At 38.9% G+C, this 25988-nt stretch carries 23 protein-coding genes; 3 read left to right on the forward strand and 20 right to left on the reverse strand.

From position 1 onward, the window contains the following. Positions 1-2 precede the first annotated feature (2 nt). The 5 genes from pstA to FZC41_RS10005 all read right to left on the reverse strand — a co-directional run bounded on the left by pstA (position 3) and on the right by FZC41_RS10005 (position 5298). On the reverse strand, positions 3-1208 hold the full coding sequence (gene pstA / locus FZC41_RS17800; RefSeq protein WP_148567266.1) for a phosphate ABC transporter permease PstA: 1206 nt from the start codon (positions 1206-1208) through the stop codon (positions 3-5). A gap of 1 nt (position 1209) precedes the next feature. Further along, complete coding sequence (gene pstC, locus FZC41_RS09990; RefSeq protein WP_170253941.1) at positions 1210-2109, reverse strand: phosphate ABC transporter permease subunit PstC; 900 nt, start codon at positions 2107-2109, stop codon at positions 1210-1212. A 534-nt stretch (positions 2110-2643) separates the two neighbouring features. Beyond that, the gene (locus tag FZC41_RS09995) at positions 2644-3186 is read right to left on the reverse strand and encodes an HD domain-containing protein (RefSeq protein WP_148567268.1); all 543 of its coding nucleotides are present in this window, start codon (positions 3184-3186) and stop codon (positions 2644-2646) included. After that, on the reverse strand, positions 3164-3772 hold the full coding sequence (locus FZC41_RS10000) for an NUDIX hydrolase (protein ID WP_148567269.1): 609 nt from the start codon (positions 3770-3772) through the stop codon (positions 3164-3166). Before FZC41_RS10000 ends, FZC41_RS09995 begins: the two co-directional genes overlap by 23 nt. Before the next feature lie 35 nt (positions 3773-3807). Continuing rightward, complete coding sequence (locus FZC41_RS10005; protein WP_148567270.1) at positions 3808-5298, reverse strand: DEAD/DEAH box helicase; 1491 nt, start codon at positions 5296-5298, stop codon at positions 3808-3810. Positions 5299-5884: 586 nt separating this feature from the next. On the opposite strand from FZC41_RS10005, the gene FZC41_RS10010 reads away from it, so the two are divergent. Continuing rightward, the gene (locus FZC41_RS10010) at positions 5885-7123 is read left to right on the forward strand and encodes a glycosyltransferase family 2 protein (RefSeq protein WP_148567271.1); all 1239 of its coding nucleotides are present in this window, start codon (positions 5885-5887) and stop codon (positions 7121-7123) included. Between the two features lie 120 nt (positions 7124-7243). Here FZC41_RS10010 and glmS read toward each other — a convergent pair whose 3' ends face one another. From glmS to FZC41_RS10050, 8 genes are all read right to left on the reverse strand, one after another. Then, the gene (gene glmS / locus FZC41_RS10015; protein ID WP_148567272.1) at positions 7244-9067 is read right to left on the reverse strand and encodes a glutamine--fructose-6-phosphate transaminase (isomerizing); all 1824 of its coding nucleotides are present in this window, start codon (positions 9065-9067) and stop codon (positions 7244-7246) included. 305 nt (positions 9068-9372) lie between these two features. Next, the gene (gene glmM, locus FZC41_RS10020; protein ID WP_148567273.1) at positions 9373-10710 is read right to left on the reverse strand and encodes a phosphoglucosamine mutase; all 1338 of its coding nucleotides are present in this window, start codon (positions 10708-10710) and stop codon (positions 9373-9375) included. Positions 10711-10844: 134 nt separating this feature from the next. Then, on the reverse strand, positions 10845-11927 hold the full coding sequence (mnmA, locus tag FZC41_RS10025) for a tRNA 2-thiouridine(34) synthase MnmA (RefSeq protein WP_279235176.1): 1083 nt from the start codon (positions 11925-11927) through the stop codon (positions 10845-10847). After that, positions 11917-12681 carry a type 1 glutamine amidotransferase gene (locus tag FZC41_RS10030; RefSeq protein ID WP_148567275.1) on the reverse strand — a complete coding sequence of 255 codons (765 nt, stop codon included), beginning with the start codon at positions 12679-12681 and terminating at the stop codon, positions 11917-11919. Before FZC41_RS10030 ends, mnmA begins: the two co-directional genes overlap by 11 nt. After that, positions 12681-14033: a MurT ligase domain-containing protein gene (locus FZC41_RS10035; RefSeq protein WP_148567276.1), complete on the reverse strand. Its 1353-nt coding sequence runs from the start codon at positions 14031-14033 to the stop codon at positions 12681-12683. Before FZC41_RS10035 ends, FZC41_RS10030 begins: the two co-directional genes overlap by 1 nt. Positions 14034-14051: 18 nt before the next feature. Next, the gene (locus tag FZC41_RS10040) at positions 14052-15083 is read right to left on the reverse strand and encodes a potassium channel family protein (protein WP_148567277.1); all 1032 of its coding nucleotides are present in this window, start codon (positions 15081-15083) and stop codon (positions 14052-14054) included. After that, positions 15083-15355: a GIY-YIG nuclease family protein gene (locus FZC41_RS10045; RefSeq protein WP_186855173.1), complete on the reverse strand. Its 273-nt coding sequence runs from the start codon at positions 15353-15355 to the stop codon at positions 15083-15085. Before FZC41_RS10045 ends, FZC41_RS10040 begins: the two co-directional genes overlap by 1 nt. Before the next feature lie 137 nt (positions 15356-15492). Further along, positions 15493-15660, reverse strand: coding sequence for a zinc-ribbon domain-containing protein (locus tag FZC41_RS10050; protein ID WP_041668887.1), 168 nt, complete (start codon positions 15658-15660; stop codon positions 15493-15495). 232 nt (positions 15661-15892) lie between these two features. Here FZC41_RS10050 and FZC41_RS10055 point away from each other — a divergent pair, with 232 nt between their 5' ends. Together FZC41_RS10055 and FZC41_RS10060 are read left to right on the forward strand one after the other, a co-directional pair. Next, complete coding sequence (locus tag FZC41_RS10055) at positions 15893-16999, forward strand: aminopeptidase (RefSeq protein WP_148567278.1); 1107 nt, start codon at positions 15893-15895, stop codon at positions 16997-16999. Positions 17000-17085: 86 nt separating this feature from the next. Next, entirely contained in the window at positions 17086-18759 is a 1674-nt protein-coding gene (locus FZC41_RS10060) for a glutamine--tRNA ligase/YqeY domain fusion protein (protein WP_170253942.1), read from the forward strand. A gap of 58 nt (positions 18760-18817) precedes the next feature. Here FZC41_RS10060 and FZC41_RS10065 read toward each other — a convergent pair whose 3' ends face one another. Genes FZC41_RS10065 through FZC41_RS10095 form a run of 7 tightly spaced genes read right to left on the reverse strand, consistent with a single transcriptional unit; the run spans position 18818 to position 25982 of the window. Then, positions 18818-19432, reverse strand: a complete 615-nt coding sequence (locus tag FZC41_RS10065; RefSeq protein WP_148567280.1) for a V-type ATP synthase subunit D — start codon at positions 19430-19432, stop codon at positions 18818-18820. 11 nt (positions 19433-19443) lie between these two features. Next, positions 19444-20826, reverse strand: a complete 1383-nt coding sequence (locus FZC41_RS10070; protein WP_148567281.1) for a V-type ATP synthase subunit B — start codon at positions 20824-20826, stop codon at positions 19444-19446. 10 nt (positions 20827-20836) lie between these two features. Further along, on the reverse strand, positions 20837-22624 hold the full coding sequence (locus FZC41_RS10075) for a V-type ATP synthase subunit A (protein ID WP_148567282.1): 1788 nt from the start codon (positions 22622-22624) through the stop codon (positions 20837-20839). Next, positions 22625-23242, reverse strand: coding sequence for a V-type ATP synthase subunit E (locus FZC41_RS10080; RefSeq protein ID WP_148567283.1), 618 nt, complete (start codon positions 23240-23242; stop codon positions 22625-22627). Between the two features lie 13 nt (positions 23243-23255). Next, a complete protein-coding gene (locus tag FZC41_RS10085) occupies positions 23256-23558 on the reverse strand; it encodes a V-type ATP synthase subunit F (RefSeq protein ID WP_148567284.1) in 303 nt (100 codons plus the stop codon). Between the two features lies 1 nt (position 23559). After that, a complete protein-coding gene (locus tag FZC41_RS10090) occupies positions 23560-24000 on the reverse strand; it encodes an ATP synthase subunit C (RefSeq protein ID WP_148567285.1) in 441 nt (146 codons plus the stop codon). 11 nt (positions 24001-24011) lie between these two features. Then, a complete protein-coding gene (locus FZC41_RS10095; RefSeq protein ID WP_148567286.1) occupies positions 24012-25982 on the reverse strand; it encodes a V-type ATP synthase subunit I in 1971 nt (656 codons plus the stop codon). Positions 25983-25988 lie beyond the last annotated feature (6 nt).

A 25988-nucleotide genomic window follows, 5' to 3' on the forward strand; every position in this document is an offset into this window, starting at 1 on the left:
CCTCATTTTTTATTAAAGACATTCAATTTGTCGGAAGTGATCCGCGACAAGATATTCAGTACTATAACAATCACAATAATAACGATCCCTATCGCACAGGCCAATTCAATATTCCCTTCCTCTTTCGCCACATAATAGGCTTGAACCGTTAAGGTACTGCCCGGAGAAAAAAGTGTTCCCGGTATTTGGGCAACCGTTCCGGCCGTCAATAACAGGGCTGCTGATTCGCCAACTACCCGACCAATACTAAGGAGCACCGCAGTAGCAATACCGGGTACCGCACAGGGAAGAACCACTTTGAAAATAGTTTGAAGTTTTGTGGCCCCGAGAGCTAAGGACCCTTCTCTAAAAGCTGTCGGCACTGTTTTCAAAGCTTCCTCGGTACTTCGAATAATAACGGGCAACAAGATAATTGCCACCGTCAGACTCCCCGATAATAAAGATATTTGGAACTTTAAAGCAACAACAAAAAACGCCATTCCAAATAGTCCAAATATGATGGAAGGAATTCCCGCCAGGCATTCAGCCGCAAAACGGATGATATTCACAAGTCTCCCCGGTTTTGCATATTCAGTTAAATAAATGGCACCAAAAATACCTAACGGCAATGCAATCAGTAGCGATACTAAAACCATATATAAGGTTGTAATAATATTAGATCTTACTCCTCCGCCTGGCTGAACCACTTTGATCTTCAGCTCACCTGTTTCATGATTAATCTGGGCGGCAACATCTTCTAAAGAGAGACCTTCAAAATCTGTTCCATTGATACTTTCCAATATGTAGTCCGTTCCGATACTCAGTTTTTTACCGGTTGAATCTATTGCACTTAGAAGCGGTGAATCTTTTTCAATATAGGAAAAGACAAACTGCTCTTTCTCCGTGGCATTGTTTTTATAAGCCACTTTAGCAATAGCAGCCCCAATATTTTCGATATAGATCGGTCCTTCTAAAGAAGACTCATAGCGTTTATCATATGGATCTTTTTGACTCAACGACGCTGCGTCGATGGTCATTGGCACCACTTCTTCCTGAACAAAAGCATAAAATACTTTTTCATTGTAATCACGTGTCAAGAAGTCCCAATTCACTAAACTGATCCCTTTAACAAAAATAAAACCAACGATAAAAAGCAGAACACATAGTGTGATGCCCGTCGCCAGATAGATAATACTTTTGGCCAGAACATCTTTCATTTTTCGACCCATACTAACTACCCACCTTTGCTTTTACCAATTTATTAACTGTAAAATTAATAATCATAATAAAGATAAACAAAACCACTCCGGTGGAATACAACAGTTCTTGATGAACTCCGGCTGCATATCCCATTTCTAGAGCGATGTTGGTTGTCAAAGGCCGTATCTGACTAAAGATACTGGTCGGAATCCCGGCAATCGGATTTCCACAAACCAGCATAACCGCCATAGTTTCTCCAATGGCACGTCCAATCCCCAGAATAACTCCGGTCATAATTCCGGATCGTGCCGCTGGTATAACGACTCTGAAGATTGTCTGAATTTTGGATGCGCCTAAAGCATAGGAACCTTCTCGATATTCCATCGGTACTGTACTTAATGACGTTTCCGAAATGCTGATCACTGTCGGCAAGATCATAATGGCCAACACTAAAATAGTTGCCAACAATGATTCCCCTTGAGCCATCGGCGAAATTTTTAAAACATATGGAACGATAATTCCCAATCCGAAAACGCCATATAAAACAGAAGGAATTCCAGCCAGTAGTTCGACGGCAAAACGAATCAGTTTCCCAACCTTTGATCCCGCCAACTCGGCAATAAAAACGGCCGTCAGAATGGCAACCGGCACGCCGATTAAAATGGCCCCTAAGGTTGCAAAAATCGACCCCACAAACATGTATAAAATTCCATACAAGTTTGATCCGGGCCGCCATTCTACCCCGGTTAAAAAGCTCCACAGTGAATAGCTATTGGAAACGAATGGTTTTAATCCATTGTAAAACACAAAAAATGTTATCGCCAAAAGGCTGATAACAGCTACACACGCACAAATGAGGAAAATGTTCTCAACTATTTTTTCTTTTAATTTTTTACGTTTGATCGCTTCCAAAAAAACGCTCCTTTTCATACCCTCAGGTTTATTATTACCATCGGGTAAATTTCCAAAACGCAGGCTCCTGAGATGAGCCTGAGAATGATTTCATAAAATTCTATTTTGATATTATTCCGCCTTTTTCTGTCACAAGCTTCTGTCCATCGGCACTCATAAGGAAATCAATGAAAGCAAGTGTTGCCGGATCCGTTTTCTTTTCGTCATAGAATATTAAGTATGGTCAGGATAAAGTATAAGTTTTATTAAGAACATTGTCAACTGATGCTTTTACGCCGTCAACATTCACTTTGTACCGACGTTCAACTGCATCCTGCAAAAATCAATACCGTTGCTCCAATCAGGAGTGACACTAAAAATTTTTTAAACTTTTCAACATTCTTTCGCCTTTAAAAGCCCTTATTTTTTCCCTTGAAAGTATATTTTATCAAAAACTGATCAACAATATGTTTTGAGGAAGTAAAGAGAATGTTAAGAACAGGTTAAATAAAAAGCAGAGCCGACTTAAATATAACAATCTCTCTGCTTTTTATTTACCCGATATTTATTTTGTTAATCAAAAAGCTCTTGAACCAGTTGATTGAATTCCCGATACATTGAAAACGTATCCAATGACTTTAGAGAATTAAGAACGCCTTTATAATACCAGGCTTGTTTTTCTTTGCCGCGAACAAAAATATTCCAAACCTCATCTCCCATAATTGCATAGTCCTTCTTGATGCTTCTCAGATTTGCTAATTTATCTGCACAGGCAAGCAACTGCATGTCACGGGTGGCTTCGTTTTCAAGAAAGTCAATGGTATTTTTTTTGCGTTTTTCCCATGAAAGAGTTTTGTCTTCAGAATCTGAGGCCACCAAAGCAGCCACTTCCGTGCCAAATTCTTGCTGGATGATTTCCATGGTTGTTTCCGTGTCTTCCACCGTGTCATGGAGCAAACCGGCGCAGATTAAAGCTTCGTTGGTTTCAGAATCAACAGCCGCTGCTAATATTTTTGCCACCTCAAACGGGTGGGTAATATAAGGAACTCTAGACCCTTTTCTAAAATATCCCAAATGAGCATTCGCTGAAAATTCAATGGCTTTTAATACTGACATGGCAATCTCCTTCTTCCTCTAAAAATAATTGATTAAAGACCTTATCGAATATTTTATCATAAACAACCTGGACATGGGGTTCGCTTACGTATTCGGTCAGCTTTTTAATCGGAATCCACAAAACGCCGCTATTTTCATCAGGTTTCGATTTCACTGGTTCATCTTCTTGAGCCTGCAAGACATAGGCAACCGATAAATGCAAATGGGCGGAAACCGGTTTGTTTTTTTTGATGTGACCGAAAACCGGCAATATATCCAATGAAACTATTTTATCGGAACAAACTTTAATTTGCGTTAATCCGGTCTCTTCTTTCGCTTCCTTTACCGCTACATCAAGCAAATCTTCATCGCCGTCAGCATGTCCTCCGGTCCAGGACCAGGACCGGTAAATATTATGATAGACCATCAGGACTTTATCCATTGCTTCGTTGAAAATCATGGCTGAGCTGGTGAGATGAGCAATTTTATTTTCACGCAATAACACATCCTGATCGTTTTTTTCAATATACATCAAAATTGTTTTTTTATCAGCTTCTTCCTGAGCGGAACTGGTTTTAAAATTTGAAATGGCTGTTTGATAATGCATCCTGGACCTCTTTTAAATCATGTTTTTTTCGCGAATTAATAGAAACGCCGAATTGGTCTTTTTCGTTGCACCGTTACCGGTTTATCTTCAGCGATAGTAACCTTTCGAGGTCGTCCCTTGATATTTTTTATTTGCAGTTCTTTTAAAACATGGCTGCCTTTATTGTTTAATATTTCCACAAAAGTCGAAACATCCAAAATCGTAATGACCCCAATATCCGCTGCCGTCATTCCTTCTATATTACATAAAGTTCCGACGATATCGACGGGGCGCATCTTCGTTTTTTTACCGGCATTGATATGAAGCTTCATAATTTCTTTCGTTAAATCATTCGCTTTATCCACTTTCTCTTCTGGTTTTTCGTGAAGTTTTTCAAGGAAAGCAGGCTTTAATGACTCAATTGTACTGCTTGTCGGACATTCCTTTTCAATGATTTCTTTTTCGCTGTATTTTTCGATCTCAGAAAAATAACGTCCTTCTTTATAGGAAACAAGCGTAATAGCTTTTCCGGTCATTCCCTGACGTCCGGTTCGTCCAATCCGATGGACATAGGTTTCTTTTTCCCAAGGCACATCAAAATTGATAACCAGAGAGATATCATGGACATCAATCCCACGAGCTGCAACATCTGTGGCAATCAGGTATCGAAACGCACCTTTTTTAAAGCGGTACATTACCTGCGTCCGTTCATCCTGCTCCATGCCACCATGTATTTTCTCACAGGCTTTGCTGTTTTTTTCAAAAATATTATAAATGGCATTCACCCGCTCTTGCGTATTGCAAAATATAATGCAGCTGTCGGGGTTTTCAACCACTAATACGTCCATCAGCATATCCAGTTTGTCTTCATTGCCAATCTTGTAGACAAATTGTTCAATCGCATCAGTTCTTGCAGCTTCCGCTTCAATTTCAATGACTTGAGGATCATTCATGTATTTTTTCGAAAGACGCTGTATTTCTGAATCCAGAGTTGCCGAAAACAACATGGTGACACGATTTTCTGGCATTTCATTGATTATTTCTTCAACCTGATCAATAAAGCCCATATTTAGCATTTCATCAGCTTCATCAATCACCAAATATTTAATTTCATCGGTGATAAATGTTCCTCTGACAATATGATCCATCACCCGGCCGGGAGTTCCTACCACCACATGGGTTTTCTGCTTCAGTTCTTTTTCCTGACGTCTGATCGGTGATTTTCCATAAAGAGCCGACACCTTCACCCGCTTAAATCGGCCAATGTTAAAAATATCTTCTCGCACCTGTATTGCCAACTCACGAGTTGGCGTAAGGACAAGCACCTGGGGTTTGTTTTCATCCCAATCCAATAGCTCGCAAATAGGAATCCCATAAGCCGCCGTTTTTCCACTTCCAGTTTGCGCCTTGCACAAAAGATCCTTTTTTTCCAGGGCCAGAGGGATTACTGCTTTTTGAACTTTTGTCGGATTTTTGAAATTTAATTTTTCAATTGCTTTTAAAATCTCGTCACTAATTGGGTAATCATTAAAATTGTTTGTTGTCATTCTTTATTCTCATTCTTTCCTGTTCTCATTTTTTACTACTTAAAAAGCTGTATCCACTGGAAAAACTCAGAAGATACAGCTAACAATACATCGTGTTCTATAAACTGATTTTTGTAATTTTAAAATGCGTCACCATTTTTTCTCTATCTGCATGAAGCAACTCATTTATCGTGTCATACTAGTTATATTTTATAACATATAGCATAGAATAACCTTAAATGATGTATTTGTCAATAATATGCACCATTTCTGATGAAATCTGTAGCAATTAGATTCCTTCGAATAATTTTTAAAATGAACAAAAAACATTTTTAATGACTTGTTAGCATTTTAATCATACTTTTAATACCTTTAGAAGGTGTTTACCCGATATTATTCTTTGATGTAACTTAAATTATAAGTGACAACGATTCCAGAAGCTCTTTCATTTTTGATCTATTTCCTTTTTCGTGATACAATAAATCAGGTTTCAGACGCAAATGCTAAGTAACATATTTAAAGTCAACCACTTGGCACCTTCAGATTCGTCATGGACCAACTATTTCTAATTGATTATTTAAGAATAATAAGAATGGAGAGGATATTAATGGTTTCACAAATCTTTACCCTATTATTTGTTTTAGGAATACCTTTTTTTATTTATGGAATCTACAATTTGGTTATTGGATTGTTTGGTTATACTCATTATAATAACTATCCGCCATCACAACCAAAGCACCGCATGGCTGCCATCATAGCTGCCCGAAATGAGGAATTTGTTATCGGTAATCTTATTGATAGTTTACACCAGCAGGATTATCCCCAAGAACTGATGGATGTGTTTGTTATCCCCAATAATTGTACCGATAACACCGAAGGCGTAGCCCAGGCCCACGGCGCAAAAACTTACCGGTGTTTACAAGAAGTAAAATGCAAAGGCGATGCCCTTTCCCAATTTTTTGATTATACTTTCAGCGAAAATGACATTTATGACGCTTTCTGTATCTTTGATGCCGATAATGTTGTTGATAAGCATTTTTTCTCTGCAATGAATAATGCCCTCGCCTCCGGTGAAAAAATTGCCCAGGGTTATCGCGATAGTAAAAATCCCAGCGACTCCTGGATTTCTGGTTGTCAATCGATTTTTTATTGGACTCTGAATCGTTTTTTAAATCTGGCCCGTCATAAACTGGGTTTGTCAGCGGCTTTAAACGGTACTGGCTTCATGTTGTCTGCTGATATTATTAGAAAAGATGGCTTTAAAACTTATAGCCTCACTGAGGATATTGAATTTACGACCCAATGTGTGATTAATGGCTACCGGGTAGCCTGGGCGCCAGAGGCTATTACCTTTGATGAGCATCCGCTTACCTTTGAACAATCCTGGTCACAACGCAAGCGCTGGTCAACCGGCATTGTTCAATGTTATGATCGGTATTCAGGGCAGTTACTCGATTGTTTTATCAAAGATAAAAACCGTTCTGCCATTGACATGCTGATATTTTTACTTGCACCTTATATCCAGGTTCTTACCTTTATTTATACCGTATGCTCCTTTATCATTTTAGGTATGCTCTTCATTACCACCAGTGTTTGGTCGAGTGCCATGACTTTTGCCATTCTTTTTTCTGTAGTTGGGGTAATTTTCAGTGTGGCTTTTACGATTATGGTACTTTGGTTAGAGGGTAAGAAGATTCGCCAACTAAATAATATCTCGATGTTTTCCTTTTGGCTTTACCTTGTCTCATGGATCCCCATTAATGTTGTCTGTTTCTTAAAACCGATTGAAAACTGGGAACCGATTGAACATACCAAAATTGTTAAAATTTCTCAATTGCTAAAATAAATTAAACAAAGCGGATGATCCTGATAATATCGGGATCATCCGCTTTGTTTTGATAACCTGTAAATTTATTCCAGCTAACCAAGCTCTTACAAAACCCCATTTGCAGCTTGTCTTTTTAAACTATTCAACCGTCACGCTTTTTGCTAAATTTTTTGGTTTATCGACATCGCAATCTCTGGCAACTGCCAAATAATAAGCCAACAGTTGAAGGTAAACAACGGTCGGAATCGGTGTGATATCATCATCCATATTAGGAATAGTCCAGACTTCATCAACCTCAGATGCTATTTCTTCGTGAGCTTGCTGAACAATCGCTAAAACATAAGCACCTCTGGCCTTGACTTCTTTTATATTGCTGAGCATTTTCTCAAAAACATGTTCCTGAGTACAGACTGCCACCACAATGGTTCCCTCATCGATGAGCGCAATGGGACCATGTTTGAGTTCTCCGGCTGCATAAGCTTCAGAATGAATATAGGAAATTTCTTTAAGTTTTAATGATCCTTCAAGGCAGGTACAATAATCAAGGCCACGACCCAGATAAAACAAATCGTAAATTTCATGGTTTGCGTCTGCGAATTTTTTTATTTTATCCTGGTTGTCTAATACCGTTTCAATTAGTCCTGAAGTGATGGATAAACCATGACATAAACGAGCAGCATCATTTTTTCCCAATTTTCCATTTAGCTGTCCCAGATAGGAAGCCAGTAAAAGCATACACCCCACCTGTGTGACATAAGCTTTAGTGGAAGCAACAGCAATCTCTGGACCGGCATTAGTATAAATGACATCCTGGGCTTCTCTGGCAATAGAACTCCCCACAACATTTGTAACGGCTAAAACCCAGGCTCCCTTGTCTTTTGCTAAACGAATGGCGGCAAGCGTATCCGCTGTTTCCCCAGATTGACTGATAACAATCAACAGGGTATTTTTATCCACAATGGGATTTTTATAGCGATATTCCGAGGCCGCTTCAATTTCCACACTGACTCTTGCAAATTTTTCAAAGTAGTATTTACCGACCATCCCGGCGTGGTAAGCTGTTCCGCAAGCCACAATTTGAATTCGATTGATGTGTTTCATCATTTCAGAATCCAAGTGAAGTCCGCTGAATGAAACGCTGTTTCCGCTGCAACGCCCTGTTATGGCATCATTCATCGCTTTGGGCTGTTCCATCATTTCTTTCATCATAAAATGATCGTAACCGCCTTTTTCAGCATCTCCCGGATCCCAATCAACTACAAAGACTTCCTTATTGACGGTTTCACCTTTAGCATTTAGAATTTTAATGTCATTTTTGGTCAGAATTGCCATCTCGCCGTTGTCTAGCAGATAAACATTTTTTGTATATTTCAGGATGGCTGGTATATCTGAGGCAATGAAGTTTTCCCCTTGTCCCAATCCAACAATCAATGGACTATCTTTTCTTACCGCGATAATTTTATCCGGTTCATTTGCACAAAGAACTCCCAATGCATAAGAACCTCTTAATCGTTTCAGAGCCATTTGAATTGTTTCGACAATATCCCCGGTGTAAAGCTCATTGAGTAGATGCGCGATGACTTCAGTGTCCGTATCTGAAATAAACTGATGACCCAAACCGATCAATTCTTCTTTAAGCGCCATGTAGTTTTCAATAATCCCATTATGGACCACCGCAATCTCATTATTCAAACTACAATGAGGATGAGCATTCACATCAGAAGGCACGCCATGCGTTGCCCAGCGAGTGTGACCAATTCCAACGTTTCCCGCAAGTGGTTCTTTTGCTAAAAAATCTTCTAGATTTTTTAGCCGCCCTTTTTTCTTTTCTACCCGAATCACGCCATTTTCAATGGTCGCAATCCCGGCTGAATCATACCCGCGGTATTCCAATCGTGAAAGTCCTTCTAATAAAACTTCCTGTGCCTGCTTGTCACCAATATAACCTACAATTCCACACATTTTTTTCACCTATTCTATCTTTAATTGAAGCTGTTTTTGTTTTGAAAATCACTTTTCGGATTTGTACAGCTATCTTTCAGGGCATCCGCCGAATTTTCGATACTCCCTGTCCTCGTCAACTCAAATCATGTGTGGACCTTCACTTGAGTTCTGGCGCTTTTTGAATGCTTCATGATCAGCGGTCCAATTAAAATTATAAACCATGAAAAACATACGTTATGATTTTAACATAAAAACTTTCCCAATACAAAGAAATGAGCGCCAAAGCCCCCACTTCTTAAAAGATTTAAACTGTTATAAAGTTATTACACGCCTAAACGCTGTTCAATCAATGATGCCAGGTCATTGGCGATAACGGTCAATTCTTCCTGATTTTTTCCTTCAATCATCACCCGAACCAACGGTTCAGTACCGGATGGCCGGATTAATACCCTGCCCCGCCCTTGAAAATGTGTCTCAACTTCATGAATTCGTTTTTGAATGAGATCGTCATTTATATAATCCTGTTTTCTTCTATTTTCAACCTTGGCATTCACCAATATTTGGGGATATACCGTCATTAAATCCGCCAACGTTTTGGCATCCCGGGATTCATCCCGCAATAATTCTAAAAGCATCAGCGCTGTCAGCATACCATCACCGGTTGTGTTATGATCCAAAAGGATTAAATGCCCGGATTGTTCGCCGCCAAGGTTATAATCACCTTCAACCATCGCTTCTAGAACGTAACGATCACCAACGTCTGTTTTTATACTTTTACAACCCACTTCATTCAACGCCATATCCAGTCCAATATTGCTCATCACTGTCACAACCACAGTATCTCTTTTTAAGACATTTTTTATTTTCATTTTACGGCAAATCAAGTTCATGATTTTATCGCCATCAATCACATTTCCGAAATTATCGACAGCCAGACAGCGATCAGCATCGCCATCAAAAGCAATTCCAATATCCGCTTTTTCTTGAATCACTCGGTTTTGCAATGGTCCCAAATGGGTCGAGCCGCAGCAATCGTTAATGTTTTTGCCATTAGGTTTATTTCCCATGACAATCACTTCTGCGCCTAAGCTTTGAAAGAATTCTGGTGCAATGATGTAAGACGCCCCATTGGCACAATCCAGAACTACCCTCAATCCTGTTAAATTGCCACTCATTGCCTTTTTAATATGATTTGTATAATAAATCTCAGGTCTTTCCAGCCGCCTGCTGATGCCTCCCTTTTTGAGGATAACCTCTTTGTTTTCCAAAATAATATTTTCAATTTCATTTTCTATCGCATCTGGTAATTTAAAACCCTGGTTATTGAAGAATTTAATTCCATTGAATTCAAAAGGATTGTGGGAAGCCGAAATAACAATTCCAGCATCTGCTTTTACTTCTCTGGTAATCACCGCTATTGCTGGTGTTGGCAATACGCCAACGAGAATGGCTTCTCCCCCGACAGACATAATGCCATCTGCTAAAGATTTCTCTAAAGCACCCCCAGAAATACGAGTATCCATACCGATCACAATCTTTGCCTGATGCCTCCCGGCTCCTAAAACAGCGGCGCCAGCCTGCCCCAATTGATACGCTAAATCCAAAGTCAGTTCCTTTTCAAAAACGCCACGAACCCCATCTGTTCCAAATAATTTTCCCATCTATGTTATCTCCTAATTTGCTTTGTTTTATCTCAGATTTTAAGACAATTCGACCTTGCTTTATAAACATCTATACTAATAAAATATTTATCTGTAATTTTAAACAGTCAAAATTATTATAACCTAAGTTTGAATTATATCAAATTCTTTTTTATAATTCCGCCACCGAGAACCTGACGTCCTTGATAAAAAACCAGGGCTTGTCCCGGTGTCGGTGCTCTAACCGGCTCCCTACAATGGATAATGGCTTGACCATTGTTAAGACATTCAACATTTCCGTGATAGTGATTACCCCAACGACACGTTTTAAAAGTCAATTCACTTCCAGTTAAATCTGCTCCTAAATGCAAGTATAAATGATTGATCCATATTTCATTCTTAAAAAGAGCCGCTTCTTCATCCAGGACAACCGTGTTTGTCTCTGGAATAATGTCAATCACCACCAAACGTTTTGACTGTTTGATTCCCAACCCGCGGGTCTGACCCAGTGTGAATCCATGAATGCCCCGATGGATTCCCAGTATTTTTCCAGCAGTATCCACAAAATTCCCGGGAAGCGTCGGGTTTAAACCGAAAACAGCTTCCTTCAGAAACAGCGTATGATTCTTTTTCGGAATAAAGCAAATCCCCTGGCTTTCATTTCCCGCAGATAGCTCCGGTAATAATTCCTTAATGGTTTGTCTTACCGCATCTTTCGAACGAAAGCAATCAAGCGGGAATAACAATCGGCTTAATACATTCTGATCCAAATGATATAAAAAATAGGACTGATCCTTGTCCTGATTCAGGCTTGCCAAAAGTTTAAATTCATCTCCTACTTTTACAACCTCAGCGTAATGGCCGGTTGCGATTAAGGCATAATCGTTTCTGTCTGCAAATTCGGTCAGCAATTTAAATTTCATTTCCCGATTACACAACAGACAGGGGTTGGGTGTCTGCCCTTTTTTGTAGCCCTCAATGAATGGCTCAATGACTTTTTCCTGAAACTGCCTTTGGGCATGTACAATATGGTGCTTTATTCCCAGCCTCTCGGCCGCTAATCCAGCAGCTGTCAAGGTATTTTCCGAACCAAAAAAATCGAAGGTTACGCCAATAACCTCGTAACCTTCTTTTATTAATTGATAGGCAGAAGCCGTACTATCAATTCCACCGCTTAGTCCGACAATAACTTTTTTTGTACTCATTAGCTCAACATTCTTCTCTTTTTTAACGCTCACTTATTTTAATAAGCCGAGTTTCTTTCTTCTCGATCAAGGCTACTTTGGTTTTTAAAGAATTTAATTCCAGTGTATTGTCTCGTTTTTCTTCCCAAACCGGCAAGCCTTTATTGACTTCAATCAGATTTATAATTTCTTCCGTTAACCAGGGATTACAAACAAGCAACGGACCCAGCGTATTGGTGAAAATTCCTTTTCCGCTCCGGGCACCCTCGAATTTTGTATTGCCGGTATTTCCATAACCGTATATCAGTCCTCCAAATGGTGATTCTTCTTGAATCTCGACGTGCATCATTTGGATTTGATTCCCAATAATTTCCATTTTATTACCATTGTATTGGCAATGATAATAGAGATCGTCACCATAAACAACATGACTCTCATAGACTTCAAGATTGACGATCCCCAGTCCTTTTATACTGCTGTTATCGTTGCGGTGTATCTCTTCTCCAAAAATTCCTATCGATGTGCCGGTAACAAGCATCGGACGGTTTTCAATAAACGTCATAAGAGCCTCATTATGAGGCTTCAAAAATTCAATCACCGCTTTAAAATGGACGATTTCCCCAGGCGGGCAGAAAATAAAATCATAATCCATGGGATCAAAATCTTTTGTTTCCAGGTTAATCTGAAACACCTCCACTTTATAGCCGCGCCGCAATCCTTCAGCTTTTATCGCTAAAATATTTCCCCGATCACCATGAAGGTTAAAAGTATTAGGAAAGAGCCACCCTATTTTTAATGTCGTAGCCATTAATTCTGCCCTCCTTCGATAAATTTCTTCATCTTTTCGAAAGTAGAAATCCAAGTGATTAAATAAATATTATTGGTTTCTGCCTTATCAATTTCTGCAAATATTTCTTTTATATTATCGCTGTCCATAATGGTTATGTCTTCTTTGTCGACCCCTTCGTAAATGAGTCGGTTTGCCGTATCATAGGAAACATGTTCCGAAAAGCAAAGGTAACGTTCCACTTTTGAGTCAATCAGGGGTTTAAAATCACAATCGAAGGCATAAAAAGTGTTGGCATAGTGCGGAATAAAATCAACCAACGTATATAGTCCCAATGCCACCATTTTTTCTTGTTTATCAAACGCCATGATATTCAATGCACTTTGAAGCGTATCCGGATTTTCCTGTTTGATCCGCATGTATTTGATCGTTTTGTCTTTATATTTCAGAACTTCAAACCGTCCTCCAATATTCTTAAAATTATTGAAGGCTTTGGCCGCTTTTTGAGGGGAAATATCACAGATCTCCTGGCAAATTGCCAGCGCCCCAGCATAATTATAAAACATAAATGGCAAATCATATGGCATGTTATAGTCAACGCCTTTGAGTTTAAATGTTTTTTCTTTAAAATTAATATCATTAACTTGATATTCCGGGATTGTCTCACTGGCATAACCGCAAAAATCGCAATGGAAGGCTCCGATACTGTCCACGTTGTAATAATCAAACACCATGTCATGATGACATTTTAGACAGGCTTGAGTTGGATAGTCGATCCCTTTGTTAAAGGACTCATCATGACGCTCAACCCCGTAGTATACCGAGCGAAGTGAACTTTCTTCAAAGGAACGGGAACGCGGTTCTTCATTGTTTAAAATCAATGTCATTTGGGGATTAATCACTTCTTTTAACTTACGATAAATAAAATCAGGATCTCCATTTCTTTGGACCTGATCTTTTTGCAGATTAGTAATCAACATATTTTCTGCCGGCAATTGAGCATAAACGAGTGGCAGATATCGCTCATCGGTTTCAAAAACAAAATAATCTGCCTTTAGTTTTCCGGTCAGTGTTGATTCTTTTGCTAATATCGTTGCAATTCCACTTAAAAGGTTGGCTCCTTCAATATTTGAAATGATTTTTTTTCCATTTTCTTTTAGGATATGATCGACTAAATTGGTTGTCGACGATTTCCCATTCGTTCCGGTAATAAATATTACTTTCGAATAGTCAATGTTTTTAAAATGCTTCACAAAGCTAGGATCAATTGCCAAAGCTTTTTCGCCTGGAAGATTTGTTCCCCGATCCCTGCTGACAAGATTAATGGCAACGCCAAGTATTTTTGCCAACCAAAGTGCAAAATAAAATTTCATTATGAATAGCCTCTCTTTTTAAATATCTTTGTTTTTTAATTTTTTTCTAATTACCGCAAATATGCCTTCATTCCCAGAATTGACTTCCGGATCTGGCTTTTCTGCTTTATCTGCATCTTCTGTTTGACTCCAACTCATTTGTGCCGCACCGGCAACAACTGCTCCAACAAAACAGGCCGTACTAAACATACTGACCAATCCAATAATCATGGCAACGAGTTCGCTAAAAATCATACCATCTACCCGAACAGGAATAATATCCCCATATCCAACGGTAGCAAATGTCATGATCAGATAATACATCATATCAAATGCATCCAAACTTCGATTTAAACTTGAAGCATAAAAATCCGGATTTATTTTAAAGCAATTATATACCATCAGATACAGTATTCCCAGTTCACTGGTAACCAATGCCAACATCCCTTTTAGAATGCTGGCAGTCACTTGATACTTTCGATGTTTCGACACCGAACTTCGCAGCAAATTTGGATTAGCGATGGCGCTTATCATTACCGCGAAGCACAAAATCAAAGCAAATCCTAAACCAATAAGTCCAATGTATAAACTCGGAGGCGAAATGAAATCCGCAAACAATACAAAAGCGTGACCCAATATTAAATAATAAATCAGCTGGACGAAGCAGGACACCACATTATTTTGAAATTCGTCCAATTTCATAAAAAGATGCTGTACAAAAAAAACGACAACAATAAAAGCTGCAAAGCTTCCCAAAACAGCGATTAACTCCAGGGGTAAAATAGTATGATGACTTGAAACCACCGCAAGCGAAATGACCAATAAAATACCGGTCACGGTTAAGATTCCCTGATATTGATTGCTAAACGTTAATTTTACAAAAAAACGTCTGAATGGTTTGATTTTTTGCTTTTCATGCCGTTTTAGTTCACTGATATAATGATCTTTATTATAAAAAAGAAAAAGCTCAAAAATAAGAAGGGAAACGATAAATAAATCATAAATAATAATAATGACATTTCCATCTGCCAGGTTATTATTAACCGACAACTCATTCATTATCTGATTCATTAACGTCCCCTTTCCTGTTTATCTAAACCATTAATTAGAATCAACTTTTGCTTTCTTGTCATTTTCTTTATTGCCGCTTCTCGTATCAGCGCTTCTGATTTTGTCTCAAGTTCTTCCCAAAAAACTAAATTCACCGGAAGACGAGAACGCGTATATTTTGCACCATTTCCTGAATTATGAACCTTTACTCGCGCTTCTATGTTTTTGGTCCAGCCAGTATATAGTGTCCCATCTTTACATTCTACGATATAAACGTAAGCTTTGTCTATCATTTGTTTGTCTTTCTTTCATTTTTGGTTCTCATCTTTTTTTTATCTTAATTAATACGATTCTTTATATAATAACAACAATTTCATCAAAAGAAAAAAAGATCCCTAAAAGGGATCTTATTTGTTTTTGTGAATTGTTCCTAGAAATTGCTGTTTCTTGGTCTTCTAGTTTGTTTTCTTTTTGTGCGACATTCACGACATCTTTTTGGTTCATTGTCAAAACCTTTTTCCTGGTAGAATTCTTGTTCACCAACTGTAAACACAAATTCTTCACCACAATCTTGACAAATTAAAGTTCTGTCTTCCATGAGTTACCTCCACTTAATTTTACTGTACAGGATCTGATTATTCTTTTTAAATGGAGCATGGACGTATTGTCTTAACGTGGTTACCATTTATGAACTTTTAATCATTATCTATACTGGTGACATTATACAATATTCTTGTCATTTTGTCACCTTTTTTTTTATTTTTTTATTGAGTTAAATTCTTTTTTCGTATATATTTAATACTATCATTTCAATTATAAGGAGATAAATCATGAGAGATCATCGTTTAATAAATTATGCCCACAGCCTTGTCAACTATTCCCTTTATGTAAAAAAGAATGAATGGGTCGTCATCCGCGGTTCAGATTTGGCCATGCCGCTCATTAAAGAATGCTATCGCGAAATATTGAAAGTCGATGCCCATCCCAGTGTTTTACTCATCCCGGATGGTATTTCTGAAATCATGTTGAAGGAAGCCAGCGATGACCAGCTGCAATTTAATTCACCCTTGATGATGGAAGCTTATTCAAAGGCCGATAAAGTCCTCACTATTTTAGGAAACAATAATTTAAAAGCGCTCACATCCATACCAAGTGAACGAATTGCACTTCAACGTCGTGCCGGCGCTCCCCTAACCAAGATCTTTAATGACCGTATTTCCCTTGGGTTGATGGATTGGACCCTGTGCCTCTATCCCACTGAAAGCGGTGCTCAAGAAGCCAATATGTCATTGGAAGAGTATGAAAATTTTGTTTTTGAAGCCTGTCTCATTAATACCCCAAATCCGATTGCTTCCTGGAAAAAAATCCATGATGATCAGCAAGCAATGGTTAACTATTTAAACACCAAAAAAAATTATCATGTGATTGCCAAAGACACCGACTTAACCTTAAGCACTGACAACCGAACCTGGATAAACTCAGACGGTCACCATAATTTTCCCAGTGGCGAAGTTTTTACCGCCCCGGTCAGAGAAAGTGTTAATGGCACCATTCGTTTTACGTTCCCCGGCATTTACAGTGGCCAGGAAATTGAAGACATCCGACTTACCTTTAAAAATGGAAAAGTTACTGATGCCACCGCCAAACGTGGCGAAGATTTGCTTTTGTCTCTGATTGATACAGATGAAGGTTCGCATTTTGCCGGCGAATTTGCAATTGGTACCAATTATGGTATCACAAAATTTACGAAAAACATGCTTTTCGACGAAAAAATAGGTGGGACGATTCATCTCGCCCTTGGCAGCTCCTACCCCGAGTGTGGTCCTGTCAATGATTCTCTGCTTCATTGGGATATGTTATGCGACATGAAAGATGGCGGAGAAATCTATGCCGATGACGAGCTATGTTATAAAAACGGAAAATTTTTAAAGCGATAAATCGGGTTCAGCTTTCCCGTACCTTGTATTGTAAAAAAAGGCACTTTATGATATTATTGGCTGATATGAAAAACAGGAGGATTTTAATGGAGCCCACAGAAAAAAAGACAAATTTTATTACCAATGCAATTGATCATGATATCGACAACAAGGTCTACACCAATGATCGTGTTCACACCCGCTTTCCACCGGAACCAAACGGTTATTTACATATAGGTCATGCTAAAGCTTCGCTTCTCAATTACCGTATTTCGCAAGAATATCAAGGAAAATTCAATCTGCGTTTTGATGACACCAATCCCAGTAAAGAGGATATGGAATACGTTGATTCCATTAAAGAAGACCTTGCCTGGTTAGGCATTAAATGGGATGACCGTCTCTTTTTTGCTTCCAGTTATTTCGATAAAATGGCAGACTATGCTGTTGAACTGATAAAAAAGGGATTGGCCTTTGTGGATGACCTCACCTCTGAGGAAATGCGGGAGTACCGAGGAAATCTTACCGAACCGGGCAAAGAAAGTCCCTGCCGTTCACGAAGTGTGGAAGAAAATCTGGAACTTTTCGAGCAAATGAAATGTGGCAAACTACCTGAGGGATCACGGGTTCTCCGGGCAAAAATCGATATGGCCAGCCCTAACATGAATATGCGGGACCCGGCAATCTACCGGATTCTTCACATCAAACATCATACCGCCGATAAGGACTGGTTTATATTCCCGATGTACGACTATGCTCATCCCATCGAAGATGCGATTGAGGGCATCACTCACTCATTGTGCACCTTGGAATTTGAAGACCATCGTCCTTTTTATGAATGGGTTTTATCAAATCTTGATGATTTTCAAAATGAGCCGCCACGACAGATCGAGTTTGCAAAACTCAATTTGACCAAAACAATTATCGGAAAACGTTATTTAAAACAGCTAGTTGACGAAAAAATCGTTGATGGCTGGGACGATCCCCGTCTAGCAACGATTTCAGGTTTGCGACGAAGAGGCTATACACCTGAATCCATTCAGGCCTTTTGTGAAGCTATTGGGGTTGCCAAAACCAATAGTACCGTGGATATTGCCATGCTTGAACATTTTATCAGAGATGACTTGAAGCTAAAGGCGCCCCGGTTAATGACAATAATGGATCCCTTGAAAGTGACCATTACCAATTATCCGGAAGATCAAGTGGAATGGGTTGAACTGCCGCTCAATCAGGAAGATCCGGATATGGGAAACTATACTACCCCATTTAGCCGTGAAATATTTGTTGAAAAAGCTGATTTTATGGAAGCGCCTCCCAAAAAATACTATCGTTTATTTCCTGGCAATGAAGTTCGTTTAAGAGGCGCTTATTTTATCACCTGCAACGAAGTTGTCAAAGACGAAGACGGCAATGTTATTGAGTTAAAATGCACCTATGATCCGGCCACCCGTTCTGGCAGCGGTTTTTCTGAACGAAAAGTTAAAGGTACCATCCATTGGGTCGATATTAATCACGCCAAAGAAATCGAAGTTCATCTTTATGATTATCTTATTGATGATGAGGCGGGAATAAACAAAGACAACTTCATTGAACACATCAATCCCAATTCTCTTGAAATTGTTAACGCCTACGCTGAACCTGAAGTTATGAAGGCAACTCCTTATGAAAAATTTCAGTTTATTCGAAACGGATTTTTCTCAGTTGATCCAAAATATTCAACGCCCGCGAAGTTGGTCTTTAACGAAATTGTTTCCCTGAAAAGTTCCTGGAAGCCCTCTAAATAATAAGCATTCCCATTGTATCCATCTGGATGCAATGGGAATTTTTATGCGAGAAAATAATTTACCGTTTATTCTTCACTCTTTTTAATCTGAAAAATTCTTCCCTTTCTTTCTCTTCTATCGTATCCTGAATATACTTGATCTCCTCCTTTAACCGGGGAATCTGAATTTTATCCAATGCATTGGCACTTTTTTGGGTCTTTTTAATTTCCAGGGATAGTTTGAAAGCAGTTGTTTCAACTTGTGCTAATTGATAACATAAATACTTCACATCTGAAAACTTCTTTAGCGCAATATCCAAGGCCGGATTATTCTCATAAAAGCCGTAGGGTAAAACTTTTTCTTCTTCATTTGCATAAATCACTTCAGGTATATCAACCCCCATTACCCCTCTGGCGCGAATATCAAAAGGCAACTCCGGATTCACCGATAATGCAAACTCCTCTAAATGATTAAGACCCATGCTGATACAAGCCTGTTGCAAAGCCTCATAAGCTTCACCAAATAATTGTCCAATTTCTTTTTCAATAAGCTCAGCTTCCTTGACCAACTGCATGATTTCCTGAATTAATATGGTCCTTTTTTTATCTAAAAGGTCATATCCTTTTTCGGAAAAATTCAACCGACCTTTTGTTTTTATCAGGTTCGCCTTGGTTGGGGTGATTTTTATGGCCATAATACCACCACCTATGATTCCTGAGAAAAATATTTTTCAATGTTCTCTGGACTTAACCGGTCAAGCTCAGTCAATGGCAGTAACGAAAGAAGCTGCCATCCCAAGTCAAGACTTTCAATCATATTCCGACTTTCATCAAACCCCTGATTTAAAAATTCCGCCTCAAAAGCCCGACCAAAAGCCATGTATTTTTTATCTGTCTGACTTAAATCTTCTTCACCAATAATCTGTGACAAAGCTCTTACTTCCTGAACCTTTGAATATGATGCAAAAAGTTGATTGGTAACATCAGCATGATCTTCACGGGTAAAACCTTCACCAATGCCATCTTTCATCAATCGCGATAGCGATGGTAAAACGGCTACCGGCGGATAAATACTTCTTTGAAACAGATCTCTTCCCAACACAATTTGTCCTTCGGTAATATACCCGGTCAGGTCTGGAATTGGATGGGTAATATCATCATTCGGCATGGTTAAAATTGGTAAAAAGGTTATGGATCCCTTGCGATCCTTAAGCATTCCCGCACGTTCATAAAGAGATGCTAAATCAGAATACATGTACCCGGGATAACCTTTTCGACTAGGTACCTCTTCTCTTGCGGATGAAATTTCTCTTAAAGCCTCACAGTAGCTTGTCATATCTGTCATAACAACTAAAATATGCATATTTTTTTCAAAAGCAAGGTACTCGGCTGCGGTTAACGCACAACGCGGGGTTGTGATTCGCTCTGCTATGGGATCATCCGCATAGTTGACAAACATAACCACATGATCCATGATGTTAGCCTCGCTGAAACTCTTTCTAAAAAACTTTTCATCATCATGTTTGACGCCAATCGCAGCAAAAACGACACCAAAAACTTCGCCGGTATTCTCGCCCAATTGAGCCTGTTTGACAATCTGAGCTGCCAGTTCATTATGAGGCAGCCCATTTCCCGAAAAAATCGGCAGCTTTTGACCGCGAATTAACGTTGCCAGTGTGTCTATTGATGAAATGCCTGTTTGGATAAAATTCCGCGGATATTCCCTTGACATCGGATTAATTGGCCGCCCATTAATATTCGCTTCAATGGCACTGAAAATAGCACTGCCATTATCAATTGGTTCGCCAACACCATTGAAAATACGGCCCTGCAAATCCAAAGACATCGGTAAATTGAAGGCCTCTCCAGTAAATTTAATGATGCTGTTCCCGGCCGCCAGACCGGCGGTATTTTGAAAAACTTGAATGATTACATTTTTTTCTTCAATTTTGATAACTTTTCCTTTTTTTATACTTCCCGTATCAATATCAACAATATCGACAACTTCACCATAAAAAACATCATCCACCTCAGATATTTCAATAAGGGGACCAATTACCTTGTCAATTTTTAAATATTCCTTTTTCATTGTTCCCCTCCTAATCGACATATTTTTTTAAAAGTTTATCGTAGAACCTGTCAATATCGTCCTTTAGCCGGTCAATACCGCCGAGATCATCGTTTGGAATTGTATATTTCATTTTTATAAATTGATTAAAAATATCTATATCCTTAAGCTGAGATGTTGGTATTCCCAGTTTTAATCCCTCCCGACCCTTTTCGTAGAGATATTCAATCGATTTTAACATGGCATATTGTTTTTCCAGCGGCACATAGGTATCTTCCTTATTGTAGGCATTCTGTTGAAGATAACCGACCTTGATTATTTTTGCGATTTCCAGAATCCAGCGCTGATCATCTGGCAGAACATCCTCACCCACAAGCATAACCATTTCCAAAAGTTTATTCTCTTCATACAAAAGTTCAAGCATTTTATTTCGTAACTCAATACAGTCTTCAGCGACATTGTCTTCATACCAATCGGACAGGATTTTAATATATCCGCTATAGCTTTCCAGCCAGTTAATGGCAGGATAATGCCGAGCGTAAGCAAGATTTTTATCAAGCGCCAAAAAAACATTTACAAAACGTTTAGTATTCTCCGTAACCGGTTCTGAAAAATCTCCTCCAGCCGGTGAAACCGCGCCGATAATCGTAATGGATCCCTCACCGCCACCCAGGGTTTCAACACTTCCGGCCCGTTCATAAAATTCTGCAATCCGTGAAGGCAAATAGGCCGGATATCCTTCTTCCGCCGGCATCTCTTCTAATCGGCCGGATATTTCTCGCAAGGCTTCTGCCCACCGAGAAGTTGAATCAGCCATCAACGCCACTGCATAACCCATATCACGATAATATTCGGCAATGGTAACGCCAGTATAAATACTCGCTTCGCGAGCGGCAACCGGCATATTGGAGGTGTTGGCAATCAGTACCGTGCGTTCCATAATTGATTTTCCTGACTGCGGATCCAGCAGTTTTGGAAACTCTTCAATGACCTCCGTCATTTCATTGCCCCGTTCGCCACAGCCGATATAAACAATAATATCGGCGTCTGACCATTTTGCCAACTGATGCTGGGTCATCGTTTTACCGGTCCCAAAGCCGCCGGGAATTGCGGCCGTGCCGCCTTTGGCGATCGGAAAAAAAATGTCGATCACCCGCTGTCCGGTTATTAGCGGCACCAACGTTTCACGTCGATATGCATTCGGACGGGGGGTTCGCACCGGCCATTCCTGAGCCATTTTCAATTCCTTTATTTCTTTTTTTTCATCCTGTATTTTTACCAGCACGGCTTCAATCGTGTACAAGCCATTTTTCACAACCTCGACGACGGTTCCGGAAACATTAGGCGGAACCATCAGTCGATTTTGAATCACTTCGGTTTCCTGCACCAAGCCAAAAATATTCCCTTCTGCTAAAACATCCCCCAGTTTGGCAGTGATCGTTGTATCCCAAAGTTTTTTTTCATCAATGGACATCAATCCAATTCCTTCAGGAATATAAACCGGAGATATTTCCTGTATTTTCTTGAGCGGTCGCTGAATGCCATCAAACATATTTTTTAATAATCCGGGTCCTAATTTCAAACTGAGTGGCCGACCGGTTGGGATAATGACTTCACCGGTTTTGAGGCCCTCGGTTTCTTCATACACCTGAACGGTTCCGATATCGCCTTCTAAGACAATTACTTCACCGATAAGTTGTTTTTCACCAACCGTAACCATTTCCCGCATTTTAAAAGAAGACATATTTTTTCCTTTAATGACCGGACCATTGATTGCAGAAATAATTCCGATTTCCTTGTTAATTTTACTCGCAACCATTTACTTCACCTGTTTTTCCATAAACTCATTTAGGGTCATTCCGATGAATTTATATTTGGTGTTGATTAAATTTTCAACAGAGAAATCACAGTGTATTCGACTTTCGGCATCTTCGACAACGATCCCACCAATACTGTCTTTTATTTCCTGCCGATATTCAACAGTATAATCAATCAGCTGATCGTTAATCAATGCTTTAAAATAATCTAAATCATTTTTGTTCACAAAAACTACCAGCTCTCTTTTTTCTCCAAATATTTCAGGAATTCCGGTCACGCAATTTCTGAGATAATCACGGTATACATCCTTTACTACAAATTCTTTCGCTTTTACCATAATTAATTGATTAAAGCCAATCAGAATATGATTTTTTTCTTCAAGTTCCAGTGTTTTAGCCCTGTTTTTACCCTCTGAGATAATTTTATTCTTGTCTCGGAAAATGATTTTTTTATTGCGCTCCTCAATATCTTTTTTTTCTTTCTCGATTTTTTGTTTTGATGCTTCCAGCAATTCTTGCTGTTTACTCTTCGCCTCTTCAATAATACCCTTTCCCCGTGTTCTTTCCTTATTTAAAAGATACTGGGAAAATACGCGAAGTTTTTCTTCAACTGAAATCATTTTGATCACTTCCTTACAATCCCACAGATTCTTTAATATACCGCATAATCAGGCCCTCATCTCTTTGATATCCATATCGGTCAGGAATGATTGTTATTAACGGTACAAACTGTTTTTTCTTTGCTTCTAAAACCTCAGCTTCAATCATCAGCGAAGCTTTTTCGCTAAGAAAAATAATCCCGATTTCTTTGTTTTTCAGTGTTTCTTTAAACGCTATCTCGATTTCATTTTTTTTTCTTAAATAAACGCCTTCGATGCCAGCCAATTTCATTCCCAAATAGGAATCCCGATTCTCACTGATAACATATGATTTCATTTTATAATTTTCCAATAATCAGGATTGCAATAATCAAACCATAGATCGCAACCCCTTCTGCAAGTCCAACATAGATCAGGGTTTTTCCAAGTATTTTAGGATCTTCCGATACTGCACCCAGAGCTGCCGAGCCAACAACGCCCACCGCATAGCCGGCTCCTGCACAGGCAAAACCAGTCGAAAGAGCAGCGGCAATATAACCTAAACCCGCGTCAGTAAAGCCATTGGATGCACCGGTCGTGGCTGCTGCCACAATATTGGGTGCCATAAAAATTAAAGCTGCCGCAACCATCGGAATAAATGTCGTAAGATTAATGCGCAAAAATCGTTTCATCTTACCACGATTCTCACTGCAGTCGTTGTAAAGAAAATAAACACCAAAAGCGATGGTTCCTAATACTAACAAATTTGCTCCAATCGTAATGAGCGTAAGTACATTCATTATTTTTCTCCTTAAACTATATTTATTTCCAGATCAATGGGTTTGAACTCGATTCCGTCACCGGTGTAATATTTGCTGAACAATTCATAGAACTGCAATCTTAGTGCCTGAATCGAAACGATTAAGCCTTCTAATGCAATGATAAAAATGTTCGCAAAAATAAGTATTCCCACACTCATCACGCCGTTTTGAACCATCACGGCAAGTGTTTGAAAAGCCATAAACAAGCCAACATGGGTTAGGGCAAAGGCTCCGATTCTAATGAATGAGAGCGTATTGCTTAACATTCCCAGAAGCATTTCGAAAATTTCAAATCCACTTTCAACATAATATTCTGATACCTCCTCCTGATAAAGCTGTTTACTTTTAAATAGATAATTTGATAGCGGCTCCCGGATAAGAACAATCACCACCATTAGAATCGCAATTCCTATTAATATCAGATTAAATAGCCCTGACTGTTTGAAAATACCCGTATTGAGTCCTAAAAGGCCTAAAAGTGACGAGTATAAAATTAATCCACAAATACCATCTTTTCCAAAAACACCTTCTTTTATTTCTTTTTTCTTCAATTTATTGATAATACTGTAAATATACGCAACTAAAAGCATCATCATACCAATGATAACCGCCGTCATTAACATGGTATTGATCTCATCAAAGGGCCGGATCCAAACTGGTTTAATGATCTCTTCAAATCCGAAAACGCTGCCGTACATAAATCCGAAAAAAACGGAGCAAAGGCCTAATCGCAACAGCACTTTTCCAAGTTCCACGCCTTTTTTCCCCATAATGAATCCAACGACTGATAAAATAAAGCCCTGTCCGATGTCACCAAACATAAATCCGAAACAAAACATATAAGTGATACTTAGAAAAGGAGTCGGATCGAGCTCATCAAATGAAGGAATCCCATACATCTTCACCAGTGCTTCAAAAGGACTAAAAAACCAGTTATTCTTTAATTTTGTCGGCGGCTTTCCACTGCCACTATTTATTTCAAAAAACATCATAATCAAATCCGGATATTTTTTTCCGATATTTTCCATTTTTTCTTTGTCTCGTTTTGAAATCCACCCAGAAAAATAGAAGCTTTTCTCGCTGAAAGCCATGTATTTTTCAATGATGTTCAAATTTCCATATAAACCAAGAGTATTGAAACTAGCTGCTGCATCGTTTCGACTTTCTTCTAAATGGATATTTAAATTTTTAAACAGAATCGCACATTTCACTTGTAATTCACTGATCTTTTCCTCAATCAATTGAAGAATTTCTCTGGGCGTTTCAGTATAATCCGAGCTAAAGCCTTCAATCAATTTATAATTAAGAGCCTTTAGTATGCGATGGGATTCTATTTCAAAATCCTTCGGAGAGATAATCATAAATACTTCTTCATTATCTTGCTGGTTTCCAACATGAAATACAATTGAAGTTACGCTATTATAAATGCTTTTCAAACGAGCGGCATTGTCCTTTGTAACCGAGCCGATACTATAGGAAAAATTTTCTAAGCTGTCAAGCTCAGACATTCGAGCATTCACTTCATTGATGTATGAATAAGCGGTTCTGCTTTTCTTCAGCTCTTCAATTTGAGTATTGATGTGCGTGATTTCATCATACTCAACAACGATATTGCGTTCAAATTCAGCGACTTTTTCTAACGCCTTGTCAAGATCAGTTTCTCCCTTTGCCAAAGAATTCATATTCAACTTTAAGGATCCTTTATAAAGATCATTTAACTTATTTACCATTTTTATATAGTTTTTTTCTCCCATTTTCGCTTCCCCGGAGATAAGCTGCGAAAGCCCCAAAAGTCCGTTAATGTTTTCTTCCTGTATGGGAAGAATAAACCTACCGGAATCTATTTCACGCATGGCATCAACGATTTGGATGTCATTGAAAAGAAAAATATCTTTAGTAAATTTGTCAACATCTTCAATCTTTCCCACGACATCCATCATAATTACATTCTCTATTGCCATTTGGAT

It is taken from the genome of Acetobacterium paludosum (assembly GCF_008086595.1).
Classification (GTDB): domain Bacteria; phylum Bacillota; class Clostridia; order Eubacteriales; family Eubacteriaceae; genus Acetobacterium; species Acetobacterium paludosum.

What these genes read in the sequence shown, in the direction of transcription:
- FZC41_RS10050 (WP_041668887.1), bottom strand. Translation starts at nt 15,660, where the DNA reads ATGGAAGACAGAACTTTAATTTGTCAAGATTGTGGTGAAGAATTTGTG.
- FZC41_RS10035 (WP_148567276.1), bottom strand. Translation starts at nt 14,033, where the DNA reads ATGAAATTTTATTTTGCACTTTGGTTGGCAAAAATACTTGGCGTTGCC.
- FZC41_RS10000 (WP_148567269.1), bottom strand. Translation starts at nt 3,772, where the DNA reads ATGCATTATCAAACAGCCATTTCAAATTTTAAAACCAGTTCCGCTCAG.
- glmM (WP_148567273.1), bottom strand. Translation starts at nt 10,710, where the DNA reads ATGGGAAAATTATTTGGAACAGATGGGGTTCGTGGCGTTTTTGAAAAG.
- FZC41_RS10090 (WP_148567285.1), bottom strand. Translation starts at nt 24,000, where the DNA reads ATGAATGTACTTACGCTCATTACGATTGGAGCAAATTTGTTAGTATTA.
- FZC41_RS10010 (WP_148567271.1), top strand. Translation starts at nt 5,885, where the DNA reads ATGGTTTCACAAATCTTTACCCTATTATTTGTTTTAGGAATACCTTTT.
- pstC (WP_170253941.1), bottom strand. Translation starts at nt 2,109, where the DNA reads ATGAAAAGGAGCGTTTTTTTGGAAGCGATCAAACGTAAAAAATTAAAA.
- FZC41_RS10055 (WP_148567278.1), top strand. Translation starts at nt 15,893, where the DNA reads ATGAGAGATCATCGTTTAATAAATTATGCCCACAGCCTTGTCAACTAT.
- FZC41_RS10040 (WP_148567277.1), bottom strand. Translation starts at nt 15,083, where the DNA reads ATGAATCAGATAATGAATGAGTTGTCGGTTAATAATAACCTGGCAGAT.
- pstA (WP_148567266.1), bottom strand. Translation starts at nt 1,208, where the DNA reads ATGGGTCGAAAAATGAAAGATGTTCTGGCCAAAAGTATTATCTATCTG.
- FZC41_RS10095 (WP_148567286.1), bottom strand. Translation starts at nt 25,982, where the DNA reads ATGGCAATAGAGAATGTAATTATGATGGATGTCGTGGGAAAGATTGAA.
- FZC41_RS10005 (WP_148567270.1), bottom strand. Translation starts at nt 5,298, where the DNA reads ATGACAACAAACAATTTTAATGATTACCCAATTAGTGACGAGATTTTA.
- FZC41_RS10030 (WP_148567275.1), bottom strand. Translation starts at nt 12,681, where the DNA reads ATGGCTACGACATTAAAAATAGGGTGGCTCTTTCCTAATACTTTTAAC.
- FZC41_RS10075 (WP_148567282.1), bottom strand. Translation starts at nt 22,624, where the DNA reads ATGGTTGCGAGTAAAATTAACAAGGAAATCGGAATTATTTCTGCAATC.
- FZC41_RS10080 (WP_148567283.1), bottom strand. Translation starts at nt 23,242, where the DNA reads ATGATTTCAGTTGAAGAAAAACTTCGCGTATTTTCCCAGTATCTTTTA.
- glmS (WP_148567272.1), bottom strand. Translation starts at nt 9,067, where the DNA reads ATGTGTGGAATTGTAGGTTATATTGGTGACAAGCAGGCACAGGAAGTT.
- FZC41_RS09995 (WP_148567268.1), bottom strand. Translation starts at nt 3,186, where the DNA reads ATGTCAGTATTAAAAGCCATTGAATTTTCAGCGAATGCTCATTTGGGA.
- FZC41_RS10070 (WP_148567281.1), bottom strand. Translation starts at nt 20,826, where the DNA reads ATGAAAAAGGAATATTTAAAAATTGACAAGGTAATTGGTCCCCTTATT.
- FZC41_RS10060 (WP_170253942.1), top strand. Translation starts at nt 17,086, where the DNA reads ATGGAGCCCACAGAAAAAAAGACAAATTTTATTACCAATGCAATTGAT.
- FZC41_RS10065 (WP_148567280.1), bottom strand. Translation starts at nt 19,432, where the DNA reads ATGGCCATAAAAATCACCCCAACCAAGGCGAACCTGATAAAAACAAAA.
- FZC41_RS10045 (WP_186855173.1), bottom strand. Translation starts at nt 15,355, where the DNA reads ATGATAGACAAAGCTTACGTTTATATCGTAGAATGTAAAGATGGGACA.
- FZC41_RS10085 (WP_148567284.1), bottom strand. Translation starts at nt 23,558, where the DNA reads ATGAAATCATATGTTATCAGTGAGAATCGGGATTCCTATTTGGGAATG.